Annotated in this window: 19 protein-coding genes and 1 tRNA gene; 6 read left to right on the top strand and 14 right to left on the bottom strand. The window is 71.4% G+C overall.

The genetic code is table 11. From position 1 onward, the window contains the following. Positions 1 to 49: 49 nt before the first annotated feature. From fusA to AC24HA_RS06030, 12 genes are all read right to left on the bottom strand, one after another. The gene (gene fusA, locus AC24HA_RS06085) at positions 50 to 2,164 is read right to left on the bottom strand and encodes an elongation factor G (RefSeq protein WP_425708340.1); all 2,115 of its coding nucleotides are present in this window, start codon (positions 2,162 to 2,164) and stop codon (positions 50 to 52) included. 72 nt (positions 2,165 to 2,236) lie between these two features. After that, positions 2,237 to 2,707 (bottom strand): 30S ribosomal protein S7, encoded by a 471-nt coding sequence (gene rpsG / locus AC24HA_RS06080; protein WP_425708341.1) that lies wholly within the window; start codon positions 2,705 to 2,707, stop codon positions 2,237 to 2,239. Further along, on the bottom strand, positions 2,707 to 3,081 hold the full coding sequence (gene rpsL, locus AC24HA_RS06075) for a 30S ribosomal protein S12 (protein WP_425708342.1): 375 nt from the start codon (positions 3,079 to 3,081) through the stop codon (positions 2,707 to 2,709). The genes rpsG and rpsL overlap by 1 nt, the downstream gene beginning before the upstream one ends. A 382-nt stretch (positions 3,082 to 3,463) precedes the next feature. Beyond that, the gene (locus AC24HA_RS06070) at positions 3,464 to 7,360 is read right to left on the bottom strand and encodes a DNA-directed RNA polymerase subunit beta' (protein WP_425708343.1); all 3,897 of its coding nucleotides are present in this window, start codon (positions 7,358 to 7,360) and stop codon (positions 3,464 to 3,466) included. A 58-nt stretch (positions 7,361 to 7,418) separates the two neighbouring features. After that, positions 7,419 to 10,916: a DNA-directed RNA polymerase subunit beta gene (gene rpoB, locus AC24HA_RS06065; RefSeq protein WP_425708344.1), complete on the bottom strand. Its 3,498-nt coding sequence runs from the start codon at positions 10,914 to 10,916 to the stop codon at positions 7,419 to 7,421. Positions 10,917 to 11,343: 427 nt separating this feature from the next. Continuing rightward, positions 11,344 to 11,739, bottom strand: coding sequence for a 50S ribosomal protein L7/L12 (rplL, locus tag AC24HA_RS06060; protein ID WP_425708345.1), 396 nt, complete (start codon positions 11,737 to 11,739; stop codon positions 11,344 to 11,346). 63 nt (positions 11,740 to 11,802) lie between these two features. Continuing rightward, positions 11,803 to 12,327 (bottom strand): 50S ribosomal protein L10, encoded by a 525-nt coding sequence (rplJ, locus tag AC24HA_RS06055; RefSeq protein WP_425708346.1) that lies wholly within the window; start codon positions 12,325 to 12,327, stop codon positions 11,803 to 11,805. Positions 12,328 to 12,624: 297 nt separating this feature from the next. Next, the gene (gene rplA, locus AC24HA_RS06050) at positions 12,625 to 13,341 is read right to left on the bottom strand and encodes a 50S ribosomal protein L1 (protein WP_425708347.1); all 717 of its coding nucleotides are present in this window, start codon (positions 13,339 to 13,341) and stop codon (positions 12,625 to 12,627) included. Positions 13,342 to 13,433: 92 nt separating this feature from the next. Further along, the gene (gene rplK, locus AC24HA_RS06045; RefSeq protein ID WP_425708348.1) at positions 13,434 to 13,865 is read right to left on the bottom strand and encodes a 50S ribosomal protein L11; all 432 of its coding nucleotides are present in this window, start codon (positions 13,863 to 13,865) and stop codon (positions 13,434 to 13,436) included. Between the two features lie 55 nt (positions 13,866 to 13,920). Further along, on the bottom strand, positions 13,921 to 14,736 hold the full coding sequence (gene nusG / locus AC24HA_RS06040) for a transcription termination/antitermination protein NusG (RefSeq protein ID WP_425708349.1): 816 nt from the start codon (positions 14,734 to 14,736) through the stop codon (positions 13,921 to 13,923). A gap of 81 nt (positions 14,737 to 14,817) precedes the next feature. Beyond that, positions 14,818 to 15,069, bottom strand: a complete 252-nt coding sequence (gene secE, locus AC24HA_RS06035; RefSeq protein ID WP_425708350.1) for a preprotein translocase subunit SecE — start codon at positions 15,067 to 15,069, stop codon at positions 14,818 to 14,820. Positions 15,070 to 15,181: 112 nt separating this feature from the next. Then, a tRNA-Trp gene (locus tag AC24HA_RS06030) sits at positions 15,182 to 15,254 on the bottom strand. A gap of 189 nt (positions 15,255 to 15,443) precedes the next feature. Here AC24HA_RS06030 and AC24HA_RS06025 point away from each other — a divergent pair. The 3 genes from AC24HA_RS06025 (at position 15,444) to AC24HA_RS06015 (ending at position 19,182) form a co-directional block, all read left to right on the top strand. Beyond that, positions 15,444 to 16,664, top strand: coding sequence for a pyridoxal phosphate-dependent aminotransferase (locus AC24HA_RS06025; RefSeq protein ID WP_425708351.1), 1,221 nt, complete (start codon positions 15,444 to 15,446; stop codon positions 16,662 to 16,664). 182 nt (positions 16,665 to 16,846) lie between these two features. After that, on the top strand, positions 16,847 to 18,508 hold the full coding sequence (locus AC24HA_RS06020) for a sensor histidine kinase (protein WP_425708352.1): 1,662 nt from the start codon (positions 16,847 to 16,849) through the stop codon (positions 18,506 to 18,508). Continuing rightward, a complete protein-coding gene (locus AC24HA_RS06015; protein ID WP_425708353.1) occupies positions 18,508 to 19,182 on the top strand; it encodes a response regulator transcription factor in 675 nt (224 codons plus the stop codon). The genes AC24HA_RS06020 and AC24HA_RS06015 overlap by 1 nt, the downstream gene beginning before the upstream one ends. A gap of 82 nt (positions 19,183 to 19,264) precedes the next feature. Here the strand turns inward: AC24HA_RS06015 and AC24HA_RS06010 are convergent, their stop codons facing one another. Both AC24HA_RS06010 and AC24HA_RS06005 read right to left on the bottom strand, forming a co-directional pair. Beyond that, positions 19,265 to 19,708: a hypothetical protein gene (locus AC24HA_RS06010; RefSeq protein ID WP_425708354.1), complete on the bottom strand. Its 444-nt coding sequence runs from the start codon at positions 19,706 to 19,708 to the stop codon at positions 19,265 to 19,267. A 165-nt stretch (positions 19,709 to 19,873) separates the two neighbouring features. Beyond that, entirely contained in the window at positions 19,874 to 21,169 is a 1,296-nt protein-coding gene (locus AC24HA_RS06005) for a phosphotransferase family protein (protein ID WP_425708355.1), read from the bottom strand. Positions 21,170 to 21,266: 97 nt separating this feature from the next. Here AC24HA_RS06005 and AC24HA_RS06000 point away from each other — a divergent pair, with 97 nt between their 5' ends. The 3 genes from AC24HA_RS06000 to AC24HA_RS05990 are packed head-to-tail and all read left to right on the top strand — an operon-like array spanning position 21,267 to position 24,048. Further along, the gene (locus tag AC24HA_RS06000; RefSeq protein WP_425708356.1) at positions 21,267 to 22,289 is read left to right on the top strand and encodes an adenosine deaminase; all 1,023 of its coding nucleotides are present in this window, start codon (positions 21,267 to 21,269) and stop codon (positions 22,287 to 22,289) included. After that, a complete protein-coding gene (locus AC24HA_RS05995) occupies positions 22,286 to 23,272 on the top strand; it encodes an alpha/beta fold hydrolase (protein ID WP_425708357.1) in 987 nt (328 codons plus the stop codon). The genes AC24HA_RS06000 and AC24HA_RS05995 overlap by 4 nt, the downstream gene beginning before the upstream one ends. Then, positions 23,269 to 24,048 (top strand): esterase/lipase family protein, encoded by a 780-nt coding sequence (locus AC24HA_RS05990; protein ID WP_425708358.1) that lies wholly within the window; start codon positions 23,269 to 23,271, stop codon positions 24,046 to 24,048. The genes AC24HA_RS05995 and AC24HA_RS05990 overlap by 4 nt, the downstream gene beginning before the upstream one ends. Positions 24,049 to 24,057 lie beyond the last annotated feature (9 nt).

The raw sequence follows: 24,057 nt of genomic DNA, 5'->3' as shown, positions 1-24,057 counted from the left end.
GGATCCTACGGGTCGGTTGGGATTGGTGCTGGGGTGCGGCCCGTGGGACCTACTCGCCCCGCGTCTTCTTGATGATCTCCTCAGCGACGTTCCGAGGAACCTCGGCGTAGCTGTGGAACTGCATCGAGTACACCGCGCGGCCCTGGGTCTTCGACCGAAGGTCACCGACGTACCCGAACATCTCGGAGAGCGGCACGAGCGCCCGGACGACCTTGACGCCGGTGGCGTCCTCCATCGACTGGATCATGCCACGCCGCGAGTTGATGTCGCCGACGACGTCGCCCATGTACTCCGCGGGCGTACGCACCTCGACGTCCATCGTCGGCTCGAGAAGGACGGGGTCCGCCTTCTTCACGCCCTCCTTGAGGACCATCGAGCCGGCAATCTTGAAGGCCATCTCCGAGGAGTCGACGTCGTGGTACGCGCCGTCCAGGAGGGTGGCCTTGATGCCGACCAGCGGGTAGCCCGCGACGACACCGCCCTGCATCGCGTCCTGGATACCGGCGTCGACCGACGGGATGTACTCCCGCGGCACGCGGCCACCCGTGACGGCGTTGGAGAACTCGTAGAGCTCCCCGTCCTCGGTGTCCAGCGGCTCGAAGGACACCTGGACCTTCGCGAACTGGCCGGAGCCACCGGTCTGCTTCTTGTGCGTGTAGTCGACCTTCTCCACCGCGCGGCGGATGGTCTCGCGGTAGGCGACCATCGGCGCACCGACGTTGGCCTCCACGCGGAACTCGCGCTTCATGCGGTCGACGAGGATGTCGAGGTGCAGCTCGCCCATGCCGCCGATGACCGTCTGACCGGTCTCGTCGTCGAGGCGGACCGTGAACGTCGGGTCCTCCTCGGCGAGCTTCTGGATCGCCGTGCCCAGCTTCTCCTGGTCACCCTTGGTCTTCGGCTCGATCGCCACGTGGATGACCGGCTCCGGGAAGCTCATGGACTCGAGCACGACCGGGTCGTTCATGTCGGAGAGCGTGTCGCCCGTCGTCGTGTCCTTCAGACCGATGACGGCGTAGATGTGGCCGGCACCGATCTCCTCGACCGGGTTCTCCTTGTTGGCGTGCATCTGGAAGATCTTCCCGATGCGCTCCTTCTTGCCCTTGGTCGAGTTGAGCACCGCGGACCCGGAGTTGATCGTCCCCGAGTACACCCGGATGTAGGTGAGCCGGCCGAAGAACGGGTGGACGGCGATCTTGAACGCGAGGGCGGAGAACGGCTCCGTGGAGTCCGCGTGCCGCTCGATGACGACGTTCTCGTCCTTGGGGTCGACGCCCGGGATCGCCGGGACGTCGAGCGGGCTGGGGAGGTAGTCGACGACCGCGTCGAGCATCGGCTGCACGCCGCGGTTCTTGAAAGCCGAGCCGCACAGGACCGGGTAGACCTCCGAGCTGACCGTCAGCTTGCGGATGCCCGCCTTGATCTCCTCGACCGTCAGCTCCTCGCCCTCGAAGTACTTCTCCATGAGGGCCTCGTCGGCCTCGGCCACCGTCTCGATGAGCTGGGTGCGGTACTCCTCCGCGCGCTCCTTGAGGTCGGCCGGGATCTCGTGCACCTCGTACTTGGCGCCGAGCGTCGTGTCGCCCTTGGAGTCCGCGGGCCACACCAGGGCGCGCATCTGGACGAGGTCCACGACACCGGTGAAGTCGCTCTCCGCGCCGATCGGCAGCTGGAGCACGAGCGGCTTCGCGCCGAGGCGCTTGACGATCGTGTCGACGGTGAAGTAGAAGTCCGCGCCGAGCTTGTCCATCTTGTTGACGAAGCAGATGCGGGGGACGTCGTACTTGTCCGCCTGGCGCCACACGGTCTCCGACTGGGGCTCGACACCCTCCTTGCCGTCGAAGACGGCGACCGCACCGTCGAGGACGCGCAGCGAGCGCTCGACCTCGACCGTGAAGTCGACGTGCCCCGGGGTGTCGATGATGTTGATCTGGTTGGTCTCCCAGAAGCACGTCACGGCGGCGGACGTGATGGTGATGCCGCGCTCCTGCTCCTGGTCCATCCAGTCGGTCGTCGACGCGCCGTCGTGGGTCTCACCGAGCTTGTGGTTGACGCCCGTGTAGAACAGGATCCGCTCGGTCGTCGTCGTCTTGCCGGCGTCGATGTGCGCCATGATGCCGATGTTGCGGACCTTCGTGAGGTCGGTCATGACGTCAGTTGCCACGTCGGGTTTCTCCTCGTGAGTCTCGGTGTCGGTCGGATGCGGGGCGCGGCCGGACGTGCCGGCCGCGCTCGATCACCAGCGGTAGTGCGCGAAGGCGCGGTTGGCCTCGGCCATCTTGTGGATGTCCTCGCGGCGCTTGACCGCGGCACCGAGCCCGTTCGAGGCGTCGAGGATCTCGTTCATCAGGCGCTCGGTCATCGTCTTCTCGCGGCGGGCGCGCGCGTAGTCGACGAGCCAGCGCAGCGCCAGCGTGGTGGACCGGGAGGGACGGACCTCGACCGGCACCTGGTAGGTGGAGCCACCCACGCGGCGCGAACGGACCTCGAGCGAGGGCCGCACGTTGTCCAGGGCGCGCTTGAGGACGGCCGTCGGGTCGCCCTCGGTCTTCCCGCGGACGCCCTCGAGGGCGCCGTAGACGATCCGCTCGGCGGTGGACTTCTTGCCGTCCAGCAGCACGCGGTTGACGAGCTGGGTGACGATCGTCGAGCCGTAGACCGGGTCGACGACGACGGGACGCTTCGGGGCAGGACCCTTGCGAGGCATTACTTCTTCTCCTTCTTGGCGCCGTAGCGGCTCCGGGCCTGCTTGCGGTTCTTCACGCCCTGCGTGTCGAGCGCGCCGCGCACGATCTTGTAGCGGACACCGGGCAGGTCCTTCACACGACCGCCGCGCACGAGCACCATCGAGTGCTCCTGGAGGTTGTGCCCGACGCCCGGGATGTAGGCGGTGACCTCGATGCCGCTCGAGAGACGGACGCGCGCCACCTTCCGCAGTGCCGAGTTCGGCTTCTTCGGGGTGGTCGTGTACACGCGGGTGCACACGCCACGACGCTGCGGGCTCCCCTTGAGGGCCGGCGTGCTCGAGGAGCTCGACTTGACCGACCGGCCCTTGCGGACCAGCTGCTGGATCGTGGGCACTACTTCTCCGTCTCGTTGCTGCAATCGGTGCGACTGCCTCGGATCGATCTGATCTCTGCACCCCGCGCTCGGGCGTGGCGCACCTGCGTGACGCCGACCGGCCCCGGAGGGCCGTGGTGACGTCGCGGGCGGTCCGCCTCTGGTCGTCCGCCGCCGGCCGCTGGTCGAGGACCGGGGCAGGTGACGTGCGCGCAAGGGCCCGATCGGTCCGGGCACCGCCGTCCAGAGTAGCGGCCGCCAGTTTCTGGCGTCAAAGGACCGGGGTCGCCGAAGTGGTGTGATGTGACACGTCGACGCCTTCCGGGGCGCCGCCGGCCCCGACGGCGATGCGTCGGGGCCGGCGGCAGGGTGCTGCGGACGGGGGAGCGCCGCTCCCCCGTGGTCAGCGGAACTCGGGGTAGGTCTCGCCGCCGTAGGCGGAGAAGTCGATGTCGTCCAGCAGCACGGGCTCGCCCGCACGGCTGCCGACGAAGTCGAGCTCGGAGTAACCCAGCTCGGTGAAGGCCATCTGACGCGCCTCCTCGGTGGGCTCCACGACGACGTCGTGGTAGCGCGGCAGACCCGTCCCCGCGGGGATGAGCTTGCCGAGGATGACGTTCTCCTTCAGGCCGAGCAGCGGGTCGCGACGGCCGCTCATCGCCGCCTCGGTGAGCACCTTGGTGGTCTCCTGGAAGGAGGCCGCAGAGAGCCACGAGTCGGTCGCGAGCGACGCCTTGGTGATGCCCATGAGCTCGGGCCGGCCGGCTGCCGGCTTCCCGCCCTCGGAGACGACGCGACGGTTCTCGTCGTTGAACGCGGTCCGGTCGATGAGCTCGCCCGGCAGCAGCCGGGTCTCGCCCGAGTCCAGCACGGTCACGCGACGCAGCATCTGCCGCACGATGACCTCGATGTGCTTGTCGTGGATGTCCACGCCCTGCGAGCGGTAGACCTCCTGGACCTGCGCGACGAGGTGCTCCTGGGTCCGGCGCGGGCCCAGGATGCGCAGCACGGCCTTCGGGTCGACCGCGCCGAACACCAGCTGGTCGCCGACGGCGATGTGCTGCCCGTCCTCGACGAGGAGGCGCGACCGCTTGGACACGGGGTAGACCACGTCCTCCTGACCGTCGTCACGGGTGACGCGGAGCGAGCGCCCCTTGTCGGTGTCCTCGACGGTCACGCGGCCGGCGGCCTCGGAGATCGGGGCCTCACCCTTGGGGGTGCGGGCCTCGAAGAGCTCCTGGACACGGGGCAGACCCTGGGTGATGTCGTCCGCCGACGCCGCACCACCGGTGTGGAAGGTGCGCATCGTCAGCTGGGTACCGGGCTCGCCGATCGACTGCGCCGCGATGATGCCGACGGCCTCGCCGATGTCCACGAGCTTGCCCGTGGCCAGCGACCGGCCGTAGCACTTCTGGCAGGTCCCGACCCTCGACTCGCACGTGAGCACGGACCGGACCTTGACCTCGGTGACGCCGGCGGCGACGAGCTGGTCGATGAGCACGTCACCGACGTCGTCGCCCGCCGAGGCCAGCACGGTGCCCTCGGCGTCGACGACGTCGGCCGCCAGGGACCGGGCGTACGCCGAGGTCTCGACGCTCTCGTCGAGGACGATGCCCTCCCCCGACGCCGACGGGACGCCGATCGTCACGGGCAGCCCGCCACGGGTCCCGCAGTCGGCCTCACGGACGATGACGTCCTGCGAGACGTCGACGAGACGACGCGTGAGGTAGCCCGAGTCCGCGGTGCGCAGCGCGGTGTCCGCAAGACCCTTGCGCGCACCGTGGGTGGCGATGAAGTACTCGAGGACGGACAGGCCCTCGCGGTAGTTCGACTTGATCGGGCGCGGGATGATCTCGCCCTTCGGGTCGGCCACGAGACCGCGCATGCCGGCGATCTGACGGACCTGCATCCAGTTGCCTCGCGCACCCGAGGACACCATGCGGAACACGGTGTTGTCCTTGGGGAAGTTCGCGCGCATGGCGTCGGCGACCGCGTCGGTGGCCTCGCCCCAGATGTCGATCAGCTCCTGGCGCCGCTCGTCGTCGGTGATCAGACCCATGTCGTACTGGTCCTGGATCGCCTCGGCCTTGCGCTCGTGCTCCTCGAGGATCCCCGCCTTGGCCTCGGGGGCCACGACGTCGGAGATCGCGATGGTCACGCCCGAGCGGGACGCCCAGCGGAAGCCCGCCTCCTTGAGCGCGTCGAGGCTCGCGGCCACGTCGACCTTGGGGTACCGCTCCGCCAGGTCGTTGACCAGGCGGCCGAGCCGCTTCTTGTCCACGACCTCGTCGATGAACGGGTAGTCCACCGGCAGCAGCTCGTTGAACAGCGTGCGACCGAGTGTAGTGCGCAGCACGACGGGCTCGCCGGCGGCGGCGCTCGCGGCCTGCTCGTGCCCCTCGGGCAGGACCAGGTCGGTGAACCGGATCGAGATCTTCGCGCCGAGATCGAGCTCGCCGTTGTCCATCGCGAGGATGGCCTCGGACACCGAGGAGAAGTACCGGTCTGCGCCGGTGCCCTCGTCGAGCTCGGTCGTGAGGTGGAACAGGCCGATGATCATGTCCTGGCTGGGCATGGTCACCGGACGGCCGTCCGACGGCTTGAGGATGTTGTTGCTCGAGAGCATGAGGATCCGCGCCTCGGCCTGCGACTCGGCCGACAGCGGCAGGTGGACCGCCATCTGGTCGCCGTCGAAGTCCGCGTTGAACGCGCCGCACACGAGGGGGTGGAGCTGGATCGCCTTGCCCTCGACGAGCTGCGGCTCGAACGCCTGGATACCGAGGCGGTGCAGGGTCGGCGCGCGGTTGAGCAGCACGGGGTGCTCACGGATGACCTCGTCGAGGACGTCCCACACCTGCGTGCGCTGGCGCTCGACCATGCGCTTGGCCGCCTTGATGTTCTGGGCGTGGTTGAGCTCGACCAGCCGCTTCATGACGAACGGCTTGAACAGCTCGAGCGCCATCTGCTTGGGCAGACCGCACTGGTGGAGCTTCAGCGTCGGGCCGACGACGATGACGCTGCGGCCCGAGTAGTCCACGCGCTTGCCGAGCAGGTTCTGCCGGAACCGGCCCTGCTTGCCCTTGAGCATGTCGGAGATCGACTTCAGCGCACGGTTGCCGGGGCCCGTGACCGGGCGGCCGCGACGGCCGTTGTCGAAGAGCGCGTCCACCGACTCCTGGAGCATGCGCTTCTCGTTGTTGACGATGATCTCCGGCGCGCCCAGGTCGAGCAGCCGCTTGAGGCGGTTGTTCCGGTTGATGACGCGGCGGTAGAGGTCGTTGAGGTCCGACGTGGCGAACCGGCCGCCGTCGAGCTGGACCATGGGACGCAGGTCCGGCGGGATGACCGGCACGCAGTCGAGCACCATGCCCAGCGGCGAGTTGCCGGTGGTGAGGAACGCGTTGACGACCTTGAGGCGCTTGAGCGCGCGGGTCTTGCGCTGACCGGTGCCGGTCGCGATGGTCTCGCGCAGCGACTCGGCCTCGGCCTCGAGGTCGAAGGTCTCCAGGCGCTTCTGGATCGCCGTGGCGCCCATAGAGCCCTTGAAGTAGATGCCGAAGCGGGCGTTCATCTCGCGGTAGAGCGACTCGTCGCCCTCGAGGTCGCCGACCGAGAGCGCCTTGAAGCGGTCCCAGACCTTCTCGAGCCGCTCGATCTCACCGTCGCCCTTGCGCCGGATCTGGTTCGCCTCGCGCTCGGCCGACTTGCGGACCTTGTCGCGGGCCGAGGAGTCCGTGCCGGCGGCCTCGAGCTCGGCCAGGTCGGCCTCGAGCTTCTGCCGGCGCTGCTCGACCGCGAGGTCGCGCGCCTTGCTCAGCTCGGACTTCTCCAGGTCGATCTCGTTCTGGAGGGTGCTCTGGTCCTCGTGCCGGCCGTCCTCGTCGACCTCGGTGATCATGTACGCCGCGAAGTAGATGACCTTCTCGAGGTCCTTCGGGGCGAGGTCGAGGAGGTAGCCCAGGCGCGACGGGACGCCCTTGAAGTACCAGATGTGCGTGACCGGGGCCGCCAGCTCGATGTGGCCCATCCGCTCGCGGCGGACCTTCGAGCGGGTGACCTCGACGCCGCAGCGCTCACAGATGATGCCCTTGTAGCGCACGCGCTTGTACTTGCCGCAGTTGCACTCCCAGTCCCGGGTGGGACCGAAGATCTTCTCGCAGAACAGGCCGTCCTTCTCCGGCTTGAGCGTGCGGTAGTTGATCGTCTCCGGCTTCTTGACCTCGCCGTGCGACCACTCGCGCACATCGCCGGCGGTGGCCAGGGAGATGTGGAGCTGGTCAAACAGATTGACGTCGAGCAACGTGTCCTACTTCCTTCGTTCAGGTAGCGCTCGTGTTCGAATGCCGCTGCGCGGCGGGTCAGAGCTCGTCGACGCTCGAGGCGTCCGGGCGGCGGGAGAGGTCGATGCCCAGCTCCTCGGCCGCGCGGTACACCTCGTCGTCGGAGTCCTTGAGGTCGATGAGCGTCCCGGAGGAGTCCAGGGCCTCGACGTTCAGGCACAGCGAGCGCATCTCCTGGATGAGCACACGGAACGACTCCGGGATGCCCGGCTCGGGGATGTTCTCGCCCTTGACGATGGCCTCGTAGACCTTCACGCGTCCCGTGACGTCGTCGGACTTGATGGTCAGCAGCTCCTGCAGGGCGTGCGCGGCGCCGTACGCCTCGAGCGCCCACACCTCCATCTCGCCGAACCGCTGGCCGCCGAACTGGGCCTTACCGCCCAGGGGCTGCTGCGTGATCATCGAGTACGGACCGGTCGACCGGGCGTGGATCTTGTCGTCGACCAGGTGGTGCAGCTTGAGGATGTACATGTATCCGACCGAGATCGGGTGCGGGAACGGCTCGCCCGACCGGCCGTCGAACAGCTGCGCCTTGCCGTCTGCCCCGACCACGCGGTCGCCGTCGCGGCCCACCAGGGTGTGCCCGAGGATGCCCTCGAGCTCGTCCTGCTGCAGGCCGTCGAACACCGGGGTCGCCACGGTCGAGCCGGGCTCGGCGCGGTGCACGTGCTCGGGCAGGTTCTTCGTCCACTCCTCGGCCGCCTTGACGGCCTCGGTGATGTCCCAGCCGTTGGCCGCGGCCCAGCCCAGGTGGAGCTCGAGGACCTGGCCCACGTTCATACGGCCGGGGACGCCGAGCGGGTTGAGGATGACGTCGACCGGGGTGCCGTCGGGCAGGAACGGCATGTCCTCGACGGGCAGGATCTTGGAGATGACGCCCTTGTTGCCGTGCCGGCCGGCGAGCTTGTCGCCGTCGGTGATCTTGCGGCGCTGCGCGATGTAGACGCGCACCTGCTGCTTGACGCCCGGGGGCAGCTCGTCGTCGTCCTCGGTGAACTCCCGCACGCCGATGACGATGCCGGACTCGCCGTGGGGCACCTTGAGCGAGGTGTCGCGCACCTCGCGCGCCTTCTCGCCGAAGATCGCGCGCAGGAGTCGCTCCTCGGACGTCAGCTCGGTCTCACCCTTGGGCGTGACCTTGCCGACGAGGACGTCACCGGCGCTGACCTCGGCACCGATACGGATGATGCCGCGCTCGTCGAGGTCCGCGAGGATCTCCTCGGAGACGTTGGGGAGGTCACGGGTGATCTCCTCGGCGCCGAGCTTGGTCTCGCGGGCGTCGACCTCGTGCTCCTCGATGTGGATCGAGGTGAGCATGTCGTCGGTGACGACACGCTGCGACATGATGATCGCGTCCTCGTAGTTGTAGCCCTCCCAGGACATGAACGCGACGAGGAGGTTGCGGCCGAGCGCGAGCTCGCCCTCGTCGGTCGAGGGGCCGTCGGCCAGCACGGATCCGACCTCGACCCGGTCGCCCTCGTCGACCAGCACGCGCTGGTTGTAGGAATTGCCCTGGTTGGACCGGTTGAACTTCATGATGCGGTGCGTGTAGCTGCCGCCGTCGTCGTCGAGGACGACCACCGAGTCGGCCGAGACCTCGGTGACGACGCCGGCCACCTGCGCGGTGACGACGTCGCCCGCGTCGACCGCCGCCCGACGCTCCATGCCGGTGCCCACGAGCGGGGCCTCGGCGCGGATGAGCGGGACGGCCTGACGCTGCATGTTGGCGCCCATGAGCGCGCGGTTGGCGTCGTCGTGCTCGAGGAACGGGATCATCGCCGTGCCGACGGAGACCATCTGCCGCGCCGAGACGTCCATGAACGCGATCTCGGCGGGCTCGATGAGCGCCGGCTCGCCGCCGGGGGTGCGGCACAGGACGCGCTCCTCGACGAAGGTGCCGTCCTCGTTCAGCGGGGCCGACGCCTGGGCGATCGTGTGGCGGTCCTCGTCGTCGGCCGTGACGTACTCGATCTCGCCGGTGACCCGGCCGTCGACCACCTGGCGGTACGGGGTCTCCACGAACCCGAACGGGTTGATGCGCGCGAACGTCGCCAGCGAGCCGATGAGGCCGATGTTCGGCCCCTCAGGGGTCTCGATCGGGCACATGCGGCCGTAGTGCGAGGGGTGGACGTCACGGACCTCCATGCCGGCGCGGTCACGCGACAGGCCGCCGGGGCCCAGCGCCGAGAGACGGCGCTTGTGGGTCAGGCCCGAGAGCGGGTTGTTCTGGTCCATGAACTGCGACAGCTGGCTGGTGCCGAAGAACTCCTTGATGGAGGCGACCACCGGCCGGATGTTGATGAGCGTCTGCGGCGTGATGGCCTCGACGTCCTGCGTGGTCATGCGCTCGCGCACGACGCGCTCCATCCGGGACAGGCCCGTACGGACCTGGTTCTGGATGAGCTCGCCGACGGCGCGGATGCGACGGTTGCCGAAGTGGTCGATGTCGTCGGTCTCGACCCGGACGTCGACCTTCTCGCCGTCCCGGGTGCCGGGCAGCGTCTCCTCACCCTTGTGCAGGGCGAGGATGAACCGGATCGTGGAGACGATGTCCTGGACGCGCAGGAGCGACTCCCCCGCCGGCGTCGTCATGCCGAGCTTCTTGTTGATCTTGTAGCGGCCGACCTTGGCCAGGTCGTAGCGCTTGTGCGCGAAGTAGTAGGAGTCCAGCAGGTTGCGGCCGGCCTCGACCGTGGGCGGCTCGCCCGGACGGATCTTGCGGTAGATGTCCAGCAGCGCCTCGTCCTGGGTCTTGACCGTGTCCTTCTCGAGGGACTCCAGCAGGACGGGGTAGTCCTCGAAGTGGCCGCGGATCTCGGACTCGGTGAGCCCCAGGGCCCGCAGGAACACCGTGACGGACTGCTTGCGCTTGCGGTCGATGCGCACGCCGATGGCGTCCCGCTTGTCGATCTCGAGCTCGAGCCACGCGCCGCGGGACGGGATGACCTTCGCGGTGAAGATGTCCTTGTCCGAGGTCTTGTCCGGCGTGCGCTCGAAGTAGACGCCCGGCGAGCGGACGAGCTGGCTGACGACGACGCGCTCGGTGCCGTTGATGATGAAGGTGCCGCGGTCGGTCATGAGAGGGAAGTCGCCCATGAACACGGTCTGCGACTTGATCTCACCGGTCGTGTTGTTCATGAACTCCGCCGTGACGAACAGCGGAGCGGCGTAGGTGAGGTCCTTCTCCTTGCACTCCTCGGCGGTGTACTTCGCGGGCTCGAAGCGGTGGTCCCGGAACGACAGGGACATCGACTCGGAGAAGTCCTCGATCGGCGAGATCTCCTCGAAGATCTCCTCCAGGCCCGAGATGGTGTGGCTCGACCCGGCCGGGTCGGCCTCGGAGCGGGCCCGCCAGGCGTCATTGCCCAGGAGCCAGTCGAAGCTCTCGGTCTGCAGGCCGAGCAGGTCGGGCGCCTGCATCGGCTCGTAGATCTTGGCGAACGACAGCCTGGGCGACGCGAGGCGCTTCGCGACGAGGTCGGCGGACGGGGCGGCAGAGGTGCGCGAGGCAGCCAAAGGGGGTCCTTCCCTGCGGAGAGGTGTGCACGCGGCGCGTGTCGACTTCGTGCCCGTTCCCCGGGAGGATCACGCCTGGTGGCGCGGCTCGAGATGTCCGGAGCACATCGGTGCTCGGGTGGGTGGAGGCAGGGCAGGCGTCGGCTAACGCAAGTGTCCACCTTACACACGGCGCAGCGCCCCGTCCAGGTGCGCGCACCCGCAGGTGCCCGTGATCCCGCACTCACCCAGGTGAGTCCGTGAGACCCGTCGCAGCGACCCTGCTGCGTCGGACCGGCCGTCGGCCGCGTCCAGTGTAGGGCACGCGCGCCCGCTCCGTCCCTGGAACGCGCACGAAGGGTTCCCGGAACAGGTCCGGGGCCGGGACCCGTGCGGGTCCCGGCCCCGGGCCGGTCGTTCTGCGCGCCCCCTTCTCAGAGGGCGGCGATCACTTGACGGTGACGGTGGCGCCGGCCGCCTCGATCTGCTCCTTGGCCTTGTCGGCGGCGTCCTTGTCGACGCCCTCGAGGATGGCCTTCGGGGCTGCGTCGACCAGGTCCTTGGCCTCCTTGAGACCGAGGGACGTGAGCGCGCGCACCTCCTTGATGACCGCGACCTTCTTGTCGCCGACGGACTCGAGCACGACGTCGAACGAGTCCTGCTCGGCCGCGTCGTCGCCGCCCTCGCCGCCGCCGGCGGCGGCGGGCGCAGCGCCCGCGACGGCGACCGGGGCCGCCGCGACGACGTCGAAGGTCTCCTCGAACTGCTTGACGAACTCGGACAGCTCGATGAGCGTGAGCTCCTTGAACGCCTCGATGAGCTCGTCGGTGGTGAGCTTGGCCATGGTGGCTTTCCTTCCGTTTCGGTCCTGCTACGCGAGCAGAGGTGGGGTGTACTGCCGGGCCGGTCAGGCCTCGGCGGCTGCCTGCTTCTCGCGCAGGGCGTCGATGGTGCGGGCGGCCTGGGTGGCCGGCGCGGTGAACATGTAGGCCGCCTGGAACAGCGCGGCCTTGAAGGCACCGGCCGCCTTGCCCAGGAGGACCTCGCGGGACTCGAGGTTCGCGAGCGTGCGGACGTCGTCCGCCGAGAGCTGGACGCCGTCGAGGACACCGCCCTTGATGGCGAGCTGCTCGTTGTCCTTGGCGAAGTCGCGCAGGGCCTTGGCGGCCTCCGAGACCTCACCGTGGACGAAGGCGATCGCCGTCGGCCCCGTGAGGGACTCGCGGTCGATCTCGATGTCGGCCTTCTCGGCCGCGATCGCCGCGAGGGTGTTCTTCGCGACGACGTAACGGGCCGTGCCCGCGAGCGAGCGGCGCAGCTCCATGAGCTGGGAGACCGACAGGCCGCGGTACTCGGTGAGCAGCACGGCCTGAGCCTCGCGGAAGCCCGTCTCGAGCTCGGCGATGGCCTCGGTCTTGTCCGGCCTTGCCATGAGCCCTCCTTCCGATGTGGGACCGGCGGGTGCCCACACGGACGAAGAAGAGCCCCGTGCGCGGACGGCACGGGGCTCGGTGGCATCGGTGTGATGCTTCGGCTCGTAGCTCGCCTGCGCAGGCTCCACCCGGGTGGACTTCGGCGCGGGACACGAGTCCCGCACGACCGACGGTCTGTGGCGGGTCCATCGTAGCGGGCGGCGCCCTCCGGCGGACCCCCGCCCGGCGTGTGCCTGCTCACGCAAGCGGGCCCGGCACCCAGGTGGGTGCCGGGCCCGCGGTGCGTCAGGCTGCGGTCAGGACGCGTCCTCGCTGGTGAGGTTGCGCGTCTTGGTGGCGTCGAGCGGGATGCCCGGGCCCATCGTCGTGCTCATCGTCGCCCGCGAGATGTACCGGCCCTTCGAGCTGCCCGGCTTGAGCCGCAGGATCTCCTCCTGCGCGGCCGCGTAGTTCTCCACCAGCTTCGTCTCGTCGAACGAGGCCTTGCCGATGACGAAGTGCAGGTTCGCGTGCTTGTCGACGCGGAACTCGATCCGGCCGCCCTTGATGTCGTTCACCGCCTTGGCCACGTCCATCGTCACGGTGCCGGTCTTCGGGTTCGGCATGAGGCCACGGGGACCGAGCACGCGGCCGAGCCGGCCGACCTTGCCCATGAGGTCAGGGGTGGCGATCGCCGAGTCGAAGCCGGTGTAGCCGCCCGCGACCTTCTCGATGAGCTCGTCGCCGCCGACCTCGTCGGCACCCGCGTCGATGGCCTGCTGCGCACGGTCGCCGACGGCGAAGACCAGGACCCGGGCGGTCTTGCCGGTTCCGTGCGGGAGGTTGACGGTGCCGCGGACCATCTGGTCCGCCTTGCGGGGGTCGACGCCGAGGCGGAAGACGACCTCGACGGTCTGGTCGAACGTCGTGGTGGCGCCCTCCTTGGCCAGGCGGACCGCCTGGAGCGGGGCGTAGAGCTCGCCGTCGTGGATCTTCTCGGCGGCCTTGCGGTAGGTCTTGCTGCGCGTGGTCATTCTGCTTCTCCTGTGCTGGGTTCGAGCAGTCGTGGTCGGTCGGGCCCACGCCGGGCCCTGCCACTGCGCCGCGGTCGCGGCGCCTGCGGGGGTCAGCCGTCGACGGTGATCCCCATGGAGCGGGCGGTGCCCGCGATGATCTTCTCGGCGGCCTCGACGTCGTTCGCGTTGAGGTCCTCCGCCTTGGTGCGCGCGATCTCCTGGACCTGCTCGCGGGAGATCGTGGCGACCTTGTCGGTGTGCGGGGTCGAGGAGCCCTTCTGCACGCCGGCGGCCTTCTTGATGAGCTCCGCGGCGGGCGGCGTCTTCGTGACGAAGGTGAAGGAACGGTCCTCGTAGACGGTGATCTCGACGGGGACGACGTTCCCACGCTGCGACTCGGTCGCGGCGTTGTACGCCTTGCAGAACTCCATGATGTTGACGCCGTGCTGACCCAGGGCGGGTCCGATCGGCGGTGCGGGGGTGGCTGCTCCGGCCTGGATCTGGAGCTTGATGTAGCCGGAGATCTTCTTCTTGGGAGGCATTCGGGTCCTTCGATGGATGGAACGTAGGTCCGCGGCGGCGACCGCGGTCCGTCCCCTAGGCCTTGGTGACCTGGGAGAACGAGAGCTCGACCGGGGTCTCCCGGCCGAAGATGCTGACGAGCACCTGCAGCTTCCGGCTCTCCACGTGGATCTCGGAGATGGTGGCCGGCAGGGTCTCGAACGGACCGTCGGTGACGGTGACCGTCTCGCCGATCTCGTAGTCGACGACGACGGGGGCCGCCTCGCCGCCCTGGGGCTGCGGCGCCTCGCCGTCGGCCTCCGCGGCGCCCGCGGCGACCTGCGGGGGCGAGACGTTGAGCATGGAGATGGCCTCGTCGAGCGTGAGCGGCATCGGGTCGTGGGCGTTGCCGACGAACCCCGTGACGCCCGGCGTGTGTCGCACGACGCCCCACGACTCGTCGGTCAGCTCCATGCGCACCAGCGTGTAGCCGGGGATGCGCACGCGGTTGACCATCTTGCGCTGGCCGTTCTTGATCTCGGCCACGTCCTCGGTCGGCACCTCGACCTGGAAGATGTACTCCTCCATGTTCTGGGTCGTCAGCCGGTGCTCGAGGTTGGCCTTCACGCGCTTCTCGAAGCCTGCGTAGGTGTGGACGACGTACCAGTCGCCGGGCAGCATCCGCATCTCGAGCCGGAACGCGGCCTCGGGGTCGAGCTCGGGCTCGGCGTCGTCGGCCTGGTCCGCGCCGTCGACGGGCTCGTCGGTGGCGCCGGGGGCGTCGTCCCCCGCGGTGGGGGCGTCCGCCTCGGCTCCTGCGTCGGCGCCGTCAGGGGTCGACGCGGCGGCCTCGGCGTCCACGCCCAGGTCGTCGGTCGACGTGCTGTCGTCGCCATGGAAGTCCACAGACACGAGGGAACATCCTCCTTGGATGTGTCGGTCGCGCGACCGGTCGGTCGCACGGGTTCACGGCCCGAGGGCCCTGGTCTCGGCTCAGCCGAACGTCCACAGGGCGAGCTGGCCGAACACGAGGTCCAGCACTCCGACGATGGCCATCATCACGAGGACGAAGACGACGACGACGAAGAAGTACGTGATGAGCTCGCGCCGGGTGGGGCGCACCACCTTGCGGATCTCGGCGAAGACCTGCCGGATGAAGCGCGCGATGCGTGCGAACAGCCCGCGCCGGGGCTCGACCTCCGCCTTGCGTCCGGAGCCGCCCTCGGCGGCCGTCGTCTCGCTCACGTCAACACTGTCCCTCGCCTGTCGCCGGTGGCCCGCTCCCGGCACGGGTGCGGGCGCGCCCACCATCGGTGGGTCGGGCCCGACGGCTGTCGTTCTCCTGCGCCGTCAGGTGCAGGGCAGGAGGGACTCGAACCCTCAACCGCCGGTTTTGGAGACCGGTGCGCTGCCAATTGCGCCACTGCCCTTCGGCGGCGACCCACCACCGTGCGGGCACGGGGAAGTCTGCGGGTCTGACGCCGCCGATGGACCATAGTACGCACCGCCCAGGGCATGGTCGACCGTGGTGCGGAAGGTCACGCGTCACACCCGGCGTCGCGCGACCCCGACGACCGGGTCCCGGACGGGGAGGGACGCCGGGCGCGGACCGTGCCACGATGGTTGTCGTGACGACGACAGCCGACTCCCGTCCCCGCATCTCCGCCCGACTCGCCGGCATCGCCGAGTCCGCGACGCTCGCCGTCGACGCCAAGGCCAAGGCGCTCAAGGCCGAGGGCCGGCCCGTCATCGGCCTCGGCGCCGGCGAGCCGGACTTCCCGACGCCGGACTACATCGTCGAGGCGGCGGTCGCGGCGGCCAAGGACCCGGTCAACCACCGGTACTCCCCCGCGGGTGGCCTGCCCGCGCTCAAGGAGGCGATCGCGGCCAAGACGCTGCGCGACTCCGGCTACCCGATCGACCCGAGCAGCGTGCTCGTGACCAACGGAGGCAAGCAGGCCGTCTTCCAGGCGTTCGCCGCGGTGCTGGACCCGGGCGACGAGGTGCTGCTCCCCTCGCCGTACTGGACCACCTACCCGGAGGCGATCTCGCTGGCGGGCGGCGTGGCCGTGCCGGTGTTCGCCGGTGCCGAGCGCAGCTACAAGGTCGACGTCGACCTCCTCGAGGCCGCCCGCTCGGCGCGCACGAAGGTCCTCGTGCTCTGCTCGCCGTCGAACCCGACCGGCACGGTCTACTCCCGCGAGGAGACCGAGCGCATCGGCCGCTGGGCGCTCGAGCACGGCATCTGGGTGATCACCGATGAGATCTACGAGCACCTCGTGTACGGCGACGCCGAGTTCACGCCCGTCCTGGGCGTCGTCCCCGAGCTCGCCGACACCACCATCGTGCTCAACGGGGTCGCCAAGACGTACGCGATGACCGGATGGCGCGTGGGCTGGCTCGTCGGACCGGCCGACGTCGTGAAGGCCGCGACGAACTTCCAGTCGCACCTGACCTCGAACGTGGCCAACGTCAGCCAGCGCGCCGCCGTCGCCGCCGTGTCCGGCGACCTCACCGCGGTGGCGGAGATGCGGATGGCGTTCGACCGGCGTCGCCGGCTGGTCGTCGACCTCCTGCGGGCGATCGACGGGATCGAGGTGCCGGAGCCGAAGGGCGCGTTCTACGCCTACCCCTCGGTCGAGGGGCTCCTCGGCCGCACGTTCCGCGGCCGGACCCCGCAGACCTCCGCCGAGCTCGCCTCGCTCATCCTCGAGGAGGTCGAGGTCGCGGTCGTGCCGGGCGAGGCCTTCGGCCCGTCGGGGTTCCTCCGGCTGAGCTACGCCACGTCCGACGAGAACCTCACCGAGGCGCTCGGACGCATGGCGGAGCTGCTCCGCTGAACGGAGCACCCCGAGGACGAGGTGGCCACGGGCCCGGCGCGACGGCGCCGGGCCCGTGCCCGTCCCGGGAGCCGGCGCAAGGCGCTGAGAGTCCCGCAGCCCGTGTCTCATCTCCGCCTCATCCCGGCCACGGACACTAGCGTGGGCAGGGCCGCGACGGGCGGCCCGGAGGAGGCTGGGACGTGGACGGACGCAGGAGCGGCACCGCCGGGCCCGCCCGCGCGCCCGCGCGCGACGCCGCGCCGTCGGCCCCCACGCCCGAGGCGGCGGTGCACGAGGAGGCCCCCGACCCCGGAGCGGCCACGCCGACGCAGGCGGACCGCCCGTGGTACCGCCGCAGCACGGTGCGGGCCAAGATCATCCGGACGGTCCTGCTGCTCACCGGCCTCACGCTCGTGGTCGTCGGCAGCACCGCGGTGTGGCTGGAACGGGGCCGGGCCATCGACTCGGTCGACGCGACGCTCCAGCGCACCACCCAGGAGATGGCCGCGCTGCTGAGCGAGGGCGAGGCCGTGAGCGCCGCCGACGGCATCTCCGGCGCGGTCTGGACGGCGATGTCCTCGGAGGTCCCGGCGGACAACGAGGGGGCCATGGGATTCGTCGGCACGGACGCGCGCTGGTGGCAGCCCGGCGGCCTGGACATGGGCGCGGACGACGAGCTCATCGCCGCCCTCACCGCTGCGGTCGAGGACGGGCGAGGGACCATCAGCTCGGTCTCGACGTCGATGGCGACCTACCGGTACGCGATGCTGCCCGTGTCGATCGACCCCGAGGGCAGCCCACCGGGCGCGCCGACGTCGGGCGCCGTGGTCATCGCATTCGACATGGACGCCGAGCTCGCCCCGGTGTGGGCGTCGGCCCGCACCTACCTCGTCGTCTCCGTCGTGTCGATGCTGGTGGTCGGGGTCGTCGCCTGGGTGGTGTCGGGCCGGCTCCTCTCCCCGTTGCGGGAGCTGCGCTCGACCGCGGAGCGCATCACCGAGACCGACCTGTCGGGCCGGATCCAGGCGGAGGGGTCCGACGACGTCGCCGACCTCGCCCGGACGGTCAACGCGATGCTCGCCCGCCTCGAGGGTTCGTTCCGTTCCCAGCGCCGGCTGCTGGACGACGCCGGGCACGAGCTGCGCACTCCGATCACCATCGTCCGTGGGCACCTCGAGCTGATGAACCCCGACGACGCCGACGATGCCCGCCAGACCCGCGAGCTGACGATCTCCGAGCTCGACCGCATGCACCGCCTGGCCGACGACCTCGTCATGCTCGCCAAGGCGGACGCACCGACGTTCGTCCAGCCGGGCCCGACCGACCTGGGGCCGATGCTCGACAACGTGCTGGACCAGATCCGTCAGCTCGGCGAGCGCCGGTTCGTCATCGACGCGCGGCTCGAGGCCGAGGCGGTCGTCGACGGTCAGCGGCTCACGCAGGCCCTCATCCAGCTCGCCGCGAACGCGGTGAAGTTCTCCGCGGCCGGCTCGACGGTCGCGCTCGGTTCGGCGACCGAGTCCGGGCGGCTCCACCTGTGGGTGCGCGACGAGGGCCGCGGCATCGCCCCGGAGGACCAGCGCCGCATCTTCGAGCGGTTCGCCCGCACGAACCGGCCCGGGGAGGAGCGCACGGACGGCAGCGGGCTCGGTCTCGCCATCGTCAGCGCGATCGCCGAGGCGCACGGCGGGCGCGTGGACGTCGCCTCGGAGCCGGGCCGTGGGTCCACGTTCGTGCTCGACCTCCCGGCCCGCGCGCTCGAGCTCGACCTGGACGTCGACCTGGACGCACCGCAGGAGGCCGGTGAGCCCGGCCGGGCCCGGGTCAGCACCACGGAGACAGCTCGCGAAGGGAGCAGGTAGTGGCACAGATCCTCATCATCGAGGACGAGGCGGGCATCGCCTCGTTCGTCACGAAGGGCCTGACGGCTGCCGGGCACCAGCCGACGGCGGTCACCACCGGCAGGGCCGGGCTCGACCACGTCCGCACCGGCGGGTACGACCTCGTCATCCTCGACATCGGCCTGCCGGACGTCGACGGCTTCGAGGTGCTGCAGACCCTGCGCGGCGAGGGGCACACCCTGCCCGTCATCATGCTGACGGCACGCTCGTCGGTCGACGACACGGTGACCGGGCTGGAGTCCGGTGCCGACGACTACATGCCCAAGCCGTTCCGGTTCGAGGAGCTCCTGGCCCGCGTACGCCTCCGGCTGCGCTCGGCCCAGACGGCCTCGTCCGGGGCCGACCCGACCCACCTCCAGGTCGACGACCTCACCCTGGACGTGCGCACGCGGCAGGCCACGGTCGCGGGACGCACCGTCGACCTGTCCGCCCGCGAGTTCGCCCTGCTCGAGACCTTCCTGCTGCACCCCGGCCAGGTGCTCTCCCGCGAGCAGATCCTCTCGCGCGTGTGGGGCTACGACTTCGACCCGGGGTCCAACGTGGTCGACGTCTACGTGCGCTACCTGCGCAAGAAGATCGGTGCGGAGCGCATCCAGACGGTCCCGCGGATGGGCTACCGGCTCGTCACCGGCTGACCGGGCCGCTCGGCTCCTGGCATCGACCCGCGCCGGCCGACCGCGGTCCTCGCCGGTCGACGTCCGTCCTCGCCGCCGGGCGTCAGTCGTCGGGGCTCTCGGCGCTCTCGGGGCTGTCGGGCGAGTCCGGGCTCTCGACCGGGGCCGGAGCGGGCGCCGGCACGGGTGCCGGGGCAGGCGCGGGTGCAGGCGGCGGAGCCGGTGCGGGCGCGGGCGCGGGGGGCGGCTCGGGCGAGGCGGCCGAGACGGAGCTGCGCTCCGGCGGCACCGTCGTCGCCTCCTCCGTGGGCGAGGCCGGCTCGGTGGTGGGCTCCTCGGCCCCGTCCGTGGTCGACTCCCCCGTCCCGTCCGTCGTGGACTCCCCGGTCCCGTCGCTGCTCGACTCCGACGGCGAGACGCGGGCCGGGGGGATCCGCACGGAGTCCAGCTCCACGTCCTCGGCCTCGGCACCGGCCAGGACGGTCCCTCCGACGACGGCGACGGCCGACAGCGACCCGACCGCGATCCACGACGCCTTCGTGCGCATCCGTGCTCGTCCCTTCCGGTGCTCGACGGTCGGCGGCAGGTCGCCCGCCGACCCGACCATCCTCGTCGCGGGCGGTGAGGTCGTGCCCAGCGGCGGATGAGAGGACTCTCATCCACGGCGACCGGGGGCGTCGGACGACCGGCCCCGGACCGGCGTCCCGGCTGGTCAGCCGACGGGCGGCGGCACGACGAAGGGGCCGGTCACGCGGCCGGCGGTGAAGTCTCGCGCGCGGGCCAACCAGGCCTCCGCGGTGACGAGCCGCCCCTCGGCGTCGGCCCGCCACCTCCCGTCGGCCCGCTTGGCCCCCGCCACCAGCGACAGGGTGACGCCGGCGGCCCGGGTGCAGACCTGGACGGGATCGACCATCTGCTCGCAGAGCTGCGTCCAGCGCGCGAGCACGTGCGGGACCGCCGGGTACCGGTCGGGCGCGAGGTGGACGAGGACCGAGACGTGGCCCAGCAGGCAGGCGAGGTCGTCGCTGCGGTGGCCGGGCCCGAGAGAGTCGACGTCGAGCAGGCTCGAGACCGCGGTGATCCCCTCCCGGGGGTCCATGAGCACGTTGGCCTCGTAGAAGTCCCCGTGCACGGGCACGACGGGCTGCGGCGGACCGGCGTGGAGGAGCTGGTCGATACCGGCGGCGAGCGCCCTCGTGCGCGCCTCGGCCTCGGGGACGACGGTCGCCGCCGCGTGGGCGTAGTGGTTCGCCCGCTCGGACCAGGCCGAGCGGCGGGCCAGCTGGAGGGCCGCGGGCGGCAGGGTGTCGAGCGTGCGCACGAGGGCGTGCAGCACGGCGTCGGTCTCGTGCCCCGGACCGCGGTGCAGCACGCGCGCGAGCGACTCCCCCTGCCCCTCGGCGAGGACGGCGAGCCCGGCCGGCTCCTCCGCGACCACCGCCGGCGCGGGCACCCCAGCGGAGGTGAGCATCCGGTGGCGCCCGACGAGGTCCGCGAGCGAGACCGGCCGGACCACCTTGACGTAGTGGACGCGCCCGGAGGCGCCCGTCGCGCGCAGGACCGCGCGGCGCGTGGGTCGATAGGCGACGAGCTCGAGCGTGACCTGCTCACCGAGCCGCTGGGACATCTTCGCGGAGTCGCACGCGGTGGCCAGCGCGGGCAGCTCCGGGTCGGCCGGGTGCCGCCACAGGTGGACCACCGGGCCACGGCCGTCCGGCGGCTCGAGACGGACGAGCCCGGGCCCCGCCGCGCGGGTGAGACGTGCGGTGGTCGCGCACAGGTACTCCTCCGTGCGCTTGCGCGACCCGTCGGCGGCGGTCCGCTCGACCGTGGCGGTGTAGCCGACCGTCACGCCCGCGCCCGGGCGGTGGTGGACGGTGTGCACGGCCCACTCCACGAGCCTGCCGTCGTCGGGCACGAGGGCGGACGTGAGGACGTCACCGGCGTCGGGCCCCGTCAGCAGGGCGACGTCGGCCGGCTCCCTCATCGCCGCCGCCGAGATGCTCATGACGAAATAAGATCACACGCGCGCGGCCCGTGCGCCATCGAGGCGCCCGAGCCGCTCCCGGCCCGCGTCCGACCCCCTGTCCTGGCATGATGTCCCGATGCGCGACCTGGGCCGGCTCCCCAAGGCCCACCTGCACCTGCACTTCACCGGCTCCATGCGCGTGTCCACGCTGCTCGACCTCGCCGAGGACGAGGGCGTCCGGCTCCCCGCGAACCTCACGGACGACGTCGCGCTGCGCGTCCCCGCCGACAAGCGCGGCTGGTTCCGGTTCCAGCGGTCCTACGACACCGCGCGCGCCGTCGTCCGGTCCGAGGCCGCGATGCGCCGGATCGTCGCGGAGGCCGCCGCCGACGACGCCGCCGAGGGCTCGCGCAGGCTGGAGATCCAGGTCGACCCCACGAGCTACGCCCCGTACGTGGGCGGTCTCACGCCCGCCCTCGAGATCGTGCTCGACGAGGCCGCCGCGGCGTCCCGGGCGACGGGCGTCCAGGTGGCCGTCATCGTCGCCGCGTCCCGCACCCGGCACCCGCTCGACGCCCGCACGCTGGCCCGTCTCGCGGCCCTCCACGCGGGGGACGGCCCGGGTCAGGTCGTCGGGTTCGGCCTGAGCAACGACGAGCGCCGCGGCACGACCTCCGACTGGGCGGCGGCCTTCCGCATCGCCCGCCAGGCCGGTCTCGCGGCGATGCCGCACGGCGGCGAGCTCCTCGGGCCCGACCACGTGGCCGACGTCGTCACGCACCTGCGGCCCGACCGGCTCGGGCACGGCGTGCGGCTCGCCGAGTCCCCCGACCTCCTCGCCCGGGTGGTCGACGCGGGGATCGCCCTCGAGGTGTGCCCCGCCTCCAACGTCTCGCTCGGGGTGTACCCGACCGCCGCCGACGTGCCGCTGCGGAGCCTGCTCGACTCCGGCGCCACGCTGGCTCTCGGTGCCGACGACCCCCTGCTGTTCCTCTCCCGCCTCACCGACCAGTACGTCGCCGCCCGCGAGGTCCACGGCCTCGGCGACGCCGAGATCGCCGGCCTCGCCAAGGGCTCGCTGCGCGCGTCCCGGGCCCACCGTCGCGACGTCGCACGCTGGGTCGCCGAGGTCGACGAGTGGCTCGCGGAGCCCGCGTGACCGCTCGACTGCGGTGGTGGCGACGCCTCACGCTCGCCGTCGCCGACCTCGTCTCGCCGCCCGCCGGCCGGCAGGTGCGGCTGCGTCCCGGGTCGCGGCGCACGGTCGCCCGGCTCTCGCGCACCGCCACGTCGATGCGGCTCCTCGACGGGACGTTCGTCCGCGTCCATCGCGTCGGCGCACCCGGCGCCGGCGCCGAGCACGAGAACCCCGACGTCCCCGGCGACGGCCGGGTGACGTTCGTGCTCCTGCACGGCGTGGGACTCTCCTCGATCTACCTGCTTCCGCTGGCCGAGGACCTCGCGGAGCACGGCGAGGTCCTCCTCGTCGACCTGCCCGGCTTCGGCGACGTCCCGCCGCCGGCGACGACGCTCGGCATCGCCGGCCTCGCCGAGGTCGTCGAGGACGTGCTGGCCGCCGGCGGGGTGCACGACCCGGTCCTCGTCGGCCACTCGATGGGCGCCCAGGTCGCGGTGGAGATGATGGCCCGGCAGCCGGACGCCCTGCGCCGGGCCGTGCTCGTAGCGCCGCCCGTCAACGCCGCGGAGCGCCGCCCGCTCACCCAGCTGTGGCGGTACCTGCAGTCGGCGGTCCACGAGACGCACCGGCTCCGGCTGCTCGCCACCCGCTCCTACCTCACGGCGACCACCCGCTGGGTGGCGGACATCCTGCCCGAGGTGATGGGCTACCGGATCGAGGACCGGCTCGCGCTCGCGGGACCGTCGGCACGGGTGACGATCCTGCACGGTGAGCACGACCGCCTCGTGCCCGAGACCTGGGCCGGGGAGCTCGCCGGGCGCGTGCGGAGCTGCACGGTGGCACTCGTCCCGGGTGCGGCACACTCGGTGGTCGTCGAGGACCACCCTGCCGTCGTACGCGCCGCCCTGACCCACCTCGCCGACGACGAACGGCACGGGCCGGGCTCCGCCGTCCCGCCCGGCTCCCCCTCCGACGACGGGCACGGCCTGTCCGACGGGCCGTGACGCGGCGGCGGCACCCTCGGACCGGGGAGCACCTGCGGCGCGCCGCGGAGCTTGCCACCCGGCCGCTCGCGCACGGCCTGGACTACGCGTGGGTGGCCGCGACCGCGGCGACCTCCGCGCGCGGCATGCTCAGGCGCGACGGCTGGCGCCCGGCCCTGCACGCCTCCCCCGACGGCGTCGACGACGCCGGTGCCGCCCCCGTCATCCTTCTTCCCGGGGTCTACGAGTCGTGGCACATGCTGGCCCGGGTCGGGCGCGCGCTGGCCGGTGCGCGGCACCCGGTGGGCGTCGTCCCGGACCTCGGCCTCAACGCCCGCACCGTGGCCGACGGCGCGGCCGCCACGACCGCGTTCCTGGCCGGGCTCGACCTCACCGGGGTGGTGCTCGTCGCCCACAGCAAGGGCGGGCTCGTCGGCAAGGCGGCGATGCTCGGGCCCGAGGGGCACCGGGTGGCGGGGATGGTCGCGATCGCCACGCCGTGGCGCGGCTCGAGGTGGGCGCAGGCGTTCCCGCCGCGCTCCGTCGTCGGCGGCCTGCGGCCCTCGGCGCCGGACCTCGTGAGCCTCGCCCGCCGCACGGAGGTCGACGCGCGGATCGTCTCCCTCGCCCCCGCGTGGGATCCGCACGTGCCGGGTGGCTCGTACCTGCATGGGGCGACGAACGTCCGACTGGCCGAGCGCGGGCACTTCCGCCCGCTCGGGTCCCCGGCGGTCCACGCCCTCGTCGCCCGGCACGTGGCCCGGCTGTCCGGGCGCCCCGCCGCGCGCCCGGACTGACCAGGTCCG

Source organism: Georgenia sp. Z1491 (assembly GCF_057652395.1).
The sequence above is the reverse complement of the archived record's forward strand: the minus strand, read 5'-3'. Positions and strand labels throughout refer to the sequence as shown.

What these genes read in the sequence shown, in the direction of transcription:
- rpsG (WP_425708341.1), bottom strand. Translation starts at nt 2,707, where the DNA reads ATGCCTCGCAAGGGTCCTGCCCCGAAGCGTCCCGTCGTCGTCGACCCG.
- AC24HA_RS06025 (WP_425708351.1), top strand. Translation starts at nt 15,444, where the DNA reads ATGGTTGTCGTGACGACGACAGCCGACTCCCGTCCCCGCATCTCCGCC.
- rplA (WP_425708347.1), bottom strand. Translation starts at nt 13,341, where the DNA reads ATGACCACGCGCAGCAAGACCTACCGCAAGGCCGCCGAGAAGATCCAC.
- AC24HA_RS06010 (WP_425708354.1), bottom strand. Translation starts at nt 19,708, where the DNA reads ATGCGCACGAAGGCGTCGTGGATCGCGGTCGGGTCGCTGTCGGCCGTC.
- AC24HA_RS06000 (WP_425708356.1), top strand. Translation starts at nt 21,267, where the DNA reads ATGCGCGACCTGGGCCGGCTCCCCAAGGCCCACCTGCACCTGCACTTC.
- rplJ (WP_425708346.1), bottom strand. Translation starts at nt 12,327, where the DNA reads ATGGCAAGGCCGGACAAGACCGAGGCCATCGCCGAGCTCGAGACGGGC.
- rplL (WP_425708345.1), bottom strand. Translation starts at nt 11,739, where the DNA reads ATGGCCAAGCTCACCACCGACGAGCTCATCGAGGCGTTCAAGGAGCTC.
- rplK (WP_425708348.1), bottom strand. Translation starts at nt 13,865, where the DNA reads ATGCCTCCCAAGAAGAAGATCTCCGGCTACATCAAGCTCCAGATCCAG.
- AC24HA_RS06005 (WP_425708355.1), bottom strand. Translation starts at nt 21,169, where the DNA reads ATGAGCATCTCGGCGGCGGCGATGAGGGAGCCGGCCGACGTCGCCCTG.